Below are 6,824 nucleotides of genomic sequence, written 5' to 3' on the forward strand. Positions count from 1 at the left end.
CGCCGGGCGGGGCGGTGTCCTCGCGCGGGGCCGCCCCGGGCCGGTCCTCGCGCGGGCACGGGTCGGCGTCGGGCCGGTCGTCGCGGAGGGTGGCGGAGGTCGCGCCCCGGGGCAGGACGCAGTCCTGGTCGCCCCAGGTCCAGAACCGGATGGTGTTGTGCGCGGGGTGCAGCACCAGGTCCGCCCCGCCGAGCGGCTCGAACACCTCCACGGCGGCGGTGCGGGCGAGCACGTCCAGGTCCTCGTCCGGGATCACCGTGGACAGCTCCGGACGCTCCTGCGGGCCCAGCCGGCCGACGTCGACGGCGGCGAACCGGAAGGTGCCGGACCGCAGGGTGACCGAGCGGTCCACCTCCAGCGCGACGAACGCCCGGGCGTTGCAGCCGTCGTGCACCGCGTAGTCGACCAGCCGGACGTGCCGGCGCACCGACACCCGGCGGCGGGCCGTGTCGAGGTACGCCTCGGTGGCCACCGCGTCCTGCTGGTAGGAGAGTTGGTCGGCGGTGTAGGCGAGCAGCTCGACCAGGGTGACGCCGAGGTCGGGCAGGTGCCGCTCGGTCCAGCCGGGGACGGTCAGGCTCATCCGGTCCAGCACGAGCCGGCGCAGGCTCTCGTAGTCGCGCGCGGTGTAGTCGATCACCGGGGCCGGCCGGACGGCGGGCGGGCAGCCCTCGTCGGTGCGGCAGTCGTACGGGGACGGGCAGTCGGCGCCGAAGGAGAACCCGGTGTGCGCGTACCGCGGGTCGAAGCCCGGGAACGGGCGGGTGCCCGGCCGGCCGTACGCGTCCGCCAGGACCACGCTCAGCCGGTAGCGGGAGGTGTCGCCCGCCCGGTCGAGGGTGACGAGCATCCGGTCGTCCAGCTCCGGGTCGTCCGCGCGCTCGATGTCGACCGCGAGGGCGCGCAGACCGGTGATCCGGCGGCCGCCGTCGACCCGGATGTTCTCCGGGCCCAGCTCGTCCGGCGCCCGGCCGAGGAAGGTCACCGTCAGCGTGCGCCCGTCGTCGCTCGGCTCGGCGCCGTCAAGCCCCAGCAGCCGCGCCGCGCGCACGTCGGCCCGGCGAAGTTCCGTGCCGCACTGGGAGGTCGGGAATTCCGCCTGGCCGGTCATGCCGCCACCCCGCCCTCGAACACGTCCTGCCGCCGGGTGCCCGTCCGGCGGACGACGTACGCCAGCTCGACCCGCACCACGTTGTCCTCGCTCTCCACGTCGAGCGCGACGACCTCGATCACATCGCCGAGCCACCGCTGCAGCGCCGCCTGGACGGACAGTTGCAAAGTGGCCGCCAGCTCCGGGCTGTTCGGCGCGAAGACCAGGTCGAGCAGCCCGCAGCCGAAGTCCGGGTGCATGACCCGCTCACCCGGGCTGGTGAACAGCAACTGCTCGATCAGGTCGCGCACATGGTCGTCGTACGCCGCCCCGGCGGTGCGCCCTCGGCTGTCGATCCGGAACGGGAAGGCGAGGTCCGTCCGGGCGGGGCCAGGCGTTGGTGCCATCAACTCGGCGCCGCTGACAGGCTGTTGGGTGGATCGCGTGGTGCTCATACCCCCTCCGCCCGCTGTTGGACGACGGTGACGACCGGCGGCCCCTGCGGGATCTGCTCGGCGCTCTGGCACAGCCCGGTGGCGGACTGCGGCAGCGCGGGCGAGCCGTTCACCCGGATCCGGGCGGACGGCAGCACCCAGCGGATCGTGACGCAGGGCTGCGGCTTCCCGGCCACGGTGAACGGGCAGCCGGTCACGGTGTACAGGTCGGCCGTGCTGGTGACGGCCTGCCCGGTGACCAGCACCCGGCCCTGGGCGGGCACCGCCGTCGCCTGGGCGCCGTGCGGGCAGATCACCGTCGCATTGACGTGCAGCAGTTTTCCGGACAAGACAATCTCCCCCGTCAGGTCACGCTCAGGGCGTCCTGGTTGATGGTCACGGTGGCGCCGACCAGCGCGATCGAGGCGCCCTGGCCGTTGCTGATCCGGATGCCCGAGTCGTTGATCACGATCGAGGCCCCGCTCGGGATGCGCAGCGTGATCCCCGTGGTCGGGTCGTCGGACAGCACGATCACCCGCCGCCCCGAGGTCTCCAGCACCATGTTCGGCACGCCCGGCGGCCCCGTCGTCGCCTCCACCGGGACCTCCGAGGCGGAGCCGTACCAGCAGCCCGTCCAGATCGGGTAACTCTGGTCGCCCTGCTCGAACTCCAGCCACACGCCCGCCCCGACCGGCGGCACGGCGTAGTGCCCCATGCCCGGGCCGGCCACCGGGAAGCACGGCATCGCCCAGGTCGACACGGCGTCGCCCAGGACGTCGGGCACCTGCGCCTGGATGCGGCCGATCCCGAGCGGGTCGGTGTTGGTCACCACCGTTCCCCGGTACTTGCCGAGGTAGCGGGTCGGTTCGGCCATGCTGGCAACTCCTGCTGGTCGGGGCGGCCTTGCGGGACTTCGACGCTCTGCGGTGCTGCGGTGCTGCGGTGCTGCGGTGCTTTGGTGCTGCGGTGCTTTGGTGGTGCGGTGCTGCGGGACTTCGGTGTTACGGGACGACGGTCGGCTGGAGGGCGATCAGGCCCTCGCGGGCCAGGGTGAAGTTCTGGGTGTACGAGCCGCGCTTGAGGTTGTGGGTGACGCTCTTGACGAAGTACAGGCCGTCGTAGGTGATCCCGGCCCCTCGGACGCCGACCAGCTCGCGCGGCCGCAGCACGTGCCCGTACCGGACGACGTCGAGCTGGCCCGAGCCGGAGACGGCGTCCGCCGACTGCATCGCCTTGGCGATCGTCTCGGCGACGGCCTGCGAGGTGTCCTTCTTGGCGGTGTCGGCGATGACCTTCTTCTTCAGCGCCGGCGCGGGCCTGAGCGCGAGCGGCGGCCGCAGGATGCTGACCTCCGGCACCGGCAGGATCGTCGACACCTTGGTCGCCGGCAGTTGGATGCGCGCCTCCGGCTCCTCGCGGGCGGTGCCGTCGAAGGCGAAGGTGAGCTGGTCGACATTGGACAGCGCGTCCATGTTCACGTTCAGCGCGTGCTGCGGGACGCCCAGCCGGACCTCCGGCCCCCAGTAGGCGCGGCTCATCCCCGGGACCGGCCCGGGGTCCAGGTAGAACACGTAACCGTTCGCCTTCGCCAGCTCGTTGACGTAGCCGAGGTCGGTGCCCTTCTGGAAGTCGATCCGCCGGGTCGGCATCGGCGTCTGCGGTACCAGCTCCGGGACGACCAGCGGCACCATGCCGTACTGCCCGTACTTGCCGATGATCGCGGCGACCCGGGCCGCCGGGGACATCGCGGGGAAGGGCACACCGGCCTGCTCCTCCAGGTCCATCAGCACCGTCAGGTCCTCACCGGTGACGGTCAGCGTGGACTGGCCGGGCTGGTTGCTGATCCCGACCTCCTGGCGGATGATCACCCCGTCCATCAGCACGGCCGGCGTCCCCGTGACCACCGCCATCAGCACGACCCTGATCTTCGGGTCGAAGAAACCGCCCGGCAGCAGCGCGGTGTTGATCAGCCCGTTCTTCGACAGGTCGAAGGCCAACTGGAACCCGCTGCGCTGCCCCGACGCCACCGTCACCTGCGCCGACAGCAGCGCGTCGGTCACCGGCTGCGGCACCGGCACCGGAATCTGCGGCCCCATCAACAGGCTCAGGTGGATCGACCCGATCGCCCCGCCCCCCGTCACCGCCGAGGCGTCAACCACTCCCCACCCCCGGCCCCGCTCCCGGCACCGCGCCGGGCAACGCGATCGTGATCCGCCGCCCCGGCGTCGCCGTCAACTCCCGTGGATCGAGCACCGGGTTGGCGTCGGCGATCCGCCACCACTGGTCGGCGCTGCCGAGGTAGCGGTAGGCGAGCAGATCGGGACGGTCGCCTGCGCTGACGGTGTGCTCGGCGAGCGGGGTCGGCCCCTCCGCACTCGGCAGCAACCGCCGCCGCAGGTACGGGACCTGGCGCCCGTCCGGCTCCGTGTGCAACGCGACCGGGACACCGTGGTACCGGCTGGTCAACGGGTACGGCGAAGGCGCCGGCAGCGCGTTCAGCGGGTCGACGGTCGCTGGAACCCCCCTCCCACCCCGAGCGCGCCCAACCGGCCGTCGGCCGCGGCACCGCCCAGCCGCTCCTTCTGCGCCAGGTGCGCGAGGTACAGCTCCGCCCCGCGGTGCCCGGTCGGCAGATCACTGACGGTCAGGACGCGCAGCCCGATCGCGACGGCGGCCCTGATCGGGTTGAGGTCGATGTCGAACGCCTCCTCGGTGATGGTCAGTTCGGTCAGCCGCACCGGCAGGATCCGCTTCCCACCCCAGGTGAAGAGCGTCAGCGGCGCCTCGATCGGCGTCACCTCCAAGGTCCCGAGCGAGGCCAGCGCCTGGTTCGCCCGCACCTGGTCACTGGTCGGTTGCACCAGCAGCTCGAGCGTCGCCAACTGCGGATGAATCCCGTTCGGCGCCGGCACGTCCAGCTGGTCGGTCGCGTCCAACTCCGCCGTGAACTTCCAGCTCTCCACGGCCGGCCCCTTCAACCGCAACGCCTCCGTCCGGTCCCCACTGCCGTCCGCTCCTGCCACCTGCGGCGCCAACGACCGTTCAAGGCTGTCCGGATTGAACTGCAGCACCACGACCCGCTGCGGAGTGCCGCGCAGCGGATCGACGACGACCAGCCCGGCCCTGATCGGCTTCGGCGCATCCGTGTACCCGGTCATGTCAACCCCGCTCCCGCGTAGGCTTCGAGGGTCGCCCGCGCAGTGTCCCTGACCTCCGGGTCGGCGTCGCTGCTGGCCAGTTCGGAGAGACGCGGCACAAAAGCGCTGAGCGCATAGGTGGCGGCCGCGAGGACGCCGGCATCGCGGATTTCGGGATCCGAACTCCCCAGGGATTTGAGCACCCGTGCAACGAAGTCGTCATCCGGGGACGGCGGGGCGCCCAGGGCGAGCCGGAGGACGGCATGCGGACCTTCCTCCGAGCCACTCGCGAGGTCGTAGAACCTGATCAGATCCTCGTAGCTCCACGGCCGCAGGGATTCCTCGCACGACTCGATCGCCGCCAGGACGTCGTCCTCGTCGTCCCCGAGAACCTGGACGTAGCGGCAGTGGGAGGTTCCGTCCTCGCCCTGCACCAGTTTCAAGTCGTCCCCGATCGGCCACTCCACCTCCCGCCTCCCGCCGAAGAACTCTCGTACGACCCTGGTGTCCTCGGAGCCACCCAGGGCCCGGATCACTTCCTCGACATCCTCAGGGTTCTGGCCTTCCCTGAGGATCATTCGCCGGCTCCTCAACTCCATTGCTGCCACCTTTCCTTGCCGGTGCTCCAGGACAGCGTCACTCTATCCATCCCCACCGCCTGAGCAGCGTGTCCACCGCACGGTTCACGGCTTTTGCCGTGTTGGCCTTACCGGTGCCGCGCGTCAGGATCTCCTCGTCCTCCAGCGTCCGCTCGATGGAATCGATCAACTTGTGAAGCATGCCCCCCGGAGTCTCCAGGTGGCTGGGGAGGTCCTCCTTGGAAATGCCCTTCAACTTCGGCCACTTCGCGGCACTCTCGTAGTCCTTCTTGGAGAGCTCGAAGAGCTTGCGATCCTGGTGGAACCCTTCGTTCCTGGCCTTCGCTATCCTGGCGAGCTTCCCCTTTTCGTCGGTGATGCCGTTCACCTCCTTCATCAGGAAGGAGAGTGAGTTGGAGACCGCGACCGACTTGTCGGCCACCATCGGTCCAGTCTTCGATATCCTGGAGAGCTCCTGCTCCGGGTCGACATGCGGGAGCGTCATGCGGTTGAGCTCGCCCATGGAGCTGACCAGGGCACCCGGGCGGCGTTGCCCCTCCGCCACCACGCGGACGAAAACGTAGAGGGCGCCGACGCCAATGAACTTGGACCGGTACTTCGCAGGGAGATCTTTGTAGTTACCTTCGAGCAGTGACTTGAACATCTGTTTGAAGCGCTCGTCTCCCAGCTCTGTGCGGAGCTCCTTCAGCTGGACGAAAAGGTCGTCGTACTTACCTTCGCCCTGGGCGATCTTTCCGGTGTCCCGGTCCCGACGGTCCCACCTCCCGCCTGGATCGCCCGGCCTGTTGACGATCTGCATCTCGGCGACCTCGTCGAGAATCAATGCCTGGGGAGACTTCTTCTCGCTCTTCCTCAATTGGGTCTCGGCCAGGACGTCGACCGGCTCCGCGCCGTTTCTGGCGATCATGGTGCGCTTCGCTTTCTCGCCCTCGCGCGGCGAAGCCCGTTCGGGTTCGAAGTTGACGGCCTGATCGCCCGGTGCCTTCCGGGAGTTGTTCGCGGCTCGGTCGGCGAGGACCTCTTGGACCCGACGTTCGACATGGGAGAGGATCTCGATGCGGCGTAGCAACTCGGCATCGGTGACGTCCGCGGTCGGATTGAGCAGGGCCCGAAGGAGCCGCGCTTGCCCTGTGGTGTCGATGTCGAGCCGGGTCAATCGGTACCACAGGCGCATGGCCCCGAGCACACCGCCCAGTACCCGCGTCGGGATGCCCCGACCGAGCAGGCTCTGGATCCGTGGCCGGATGCGGGCGACGATCAGGTCCAGGCGCTGCTGCTTCGCCTCGGGCGAGTTCTCGTGGGCGCGGCGTTGGGCGCGTTGCTGCTGGCGCTTCTGGTGCCAGGTGCGGAGGCGGTCGCGTTGCTTGCGGTAGGCGTCGCGGATCCGGTGGGCGCCGTTGGTGAGGGCGCGGCCCAGCTTGCTGTTGAGGACCTTGCGGCCGAGGGTGCGGGCGGCCGTCCGTACCCGGTTGAGGGCCGCCTTGACGGTCTGGCGGGAGGAGTTGAGGGCGCGGCCGACGGGGGAGGTGGGGCGGCGCGGGGTGGTGGGCTTGGGGCGGGTGGC

At 70.3% G+C, this 6,824-nt stretch carries 8 protein-coding genes and 1 pseudogene; all 9 read right to left on the bottom strand.

What is annotated here, in order from left to right; translation table 11 throughout:
* Nucleotides 1-1,111 (bottom strand): annotated as a pseudogene (locus AE652_RS31715) (putative baseplate assembly protein); the annotation flags it as partial.
* On the bottom strand, nt 1,108-1,497 hold the full coding sequence (locus AE652_RS31720; protein WP_049657840.1) for a GPW/gp25 family protein: 390 nt from the start codon (nt 1,495-1,497) through the stop codon (nt 1,108-1,110). The gene AE652_RS31720 and the pseudogene AE652_RS31715, both read right to left, overlap by 4 nt.
* 44 nt (nt 1,498-1,541) lie before the next feature.
* The gene (locus AE652_RS31725; protein WP_063780333.1) at nt 1,542-1,874 is read right to left on the bottom strand and encodes a hypothetical protein; all 333 of its coding nucleotides are present in this window, start codon (nt 1,872-1,874) and stop codon (nt 1,542-1,544) included.
* Nucleotides 1,875-1,888: 14 nt separating this feature from the next.
* Nucleotides 1,889-2,398 carry a phage baseplate assembly protein V gene (locus AE652_RS31730; protein ID WP_049657827.1) on the bottom strand — a complete coding sequence of 170 codons (510 nt, stop codon included), beginning with the start codon at nt 2,396-2,398 and terminating at the stop codon, nt 1,889-1,891.
* A 127-nt stretch (nt 2,399-2,525) separates the two neighbouring features.
* Nucleotides 2,526-3,620: a hypothetical protein gene (locus AE652_RS31735; protein WP_049657830.1), complete on the bottom strand. Its 1,095-nt coding sequence runs from the start codon at nt 3,618-3,620 to the stop codon at nt 2,526-2,528.
* Between the two features lie 55 nt (nt 3,621-3,675).
* On the bottom strand, nt 3,676-3,957 hold the full coding sequence (locus AE652_RS31740) for a hypothetical protein (RefSeq protein WP_234348612.1): 282 nt from the start codon (nt 3,955-3,957) through the stop codon (nt 3,676-3,678).
* A 62-nt stretch (nt 3,958-4,019) separates the two neighbouring features.
* Complete coding sequence (locus AE652_RS31745; RefSeq protein WP_049657835.1) at nt 4,020-4,682, bottom strand: hypothetical protein; 663 nt, start codon at nt 4,680-4,682, stop codon at nt 4,020-4,022.
* Nucleotides 4,679-5,239, bottom strand: a complete 561-nt coding sequence (locus tag AE652_RS31750) for a HEAT repeat domain-containing protein (RefSeq protein WP_159028604.1) — start codon at nt 5,237-5,239, stop codon at nt 4,679-4,681. Before AE652_RS31750 ends, AE652_RS31745 begins: the two co-directional genes overlap by 4 nt.
* A 58-nt stretch (nt 5,240-5,297) precedes the next feature.
* A partial coding sequence (locus AE652_RS31755) for a hypothetical protein (RefSeq protein ID WP_049657838.1) occupies nt 5,298-6,824 on the bottom strand: 1,527 nt, incomplete at its 5' end.

The organism is Kitasatospora sp. MY 5-36 (genome assembly GCF_001182915.1).
Classification (GTDB): domain Bacteria; phylum Actinomycetota; class Actinomycetes; order Streptomycetales; family Streptomycetaceae; genus Kitasatospora.

Excerpts from the sequence above, each read along its gene's own strand:
- AE652_RS31735 (WP_049657830.1), bottom strand. The coding sequence starts at position 3,620 with ATGGGGCCGCAGATTCCGGTGCCGGTGCCGCAGCCGGTGACCGACGCG.
- AE652_RS31745 (WP_049657835.1), bottom strand. The coding sequence starts at position 4,682 with ATGACCGGGTACACGGATGCGCCGAAGCCGATCAGGGCCGGGCTGGTC.
- AE652_RS31750 (WP_159028604.1), bottom strand. The coding sequence starts at position 5,239 with ATGATCCTCAGGGAAGGCCAGAACCCTGAGGATGTCGAGGAAGTGATC.
- AE652_RS31720 (WP_049657840.1), bottom strand. The coding sequence starts at position 1,497 with ATGGCACCAACGCCTGGCCCCGCCCGGACGGACCTCGCCTTCCCGTTC.
- AE652_RS31730 (WP_049657827.1), bottom strand. The coding sequence starts at position 2,398 with ATGGCCGAACCGACCCGCTACCTCGGCAAGTACCGGGGAACGGTGGTG.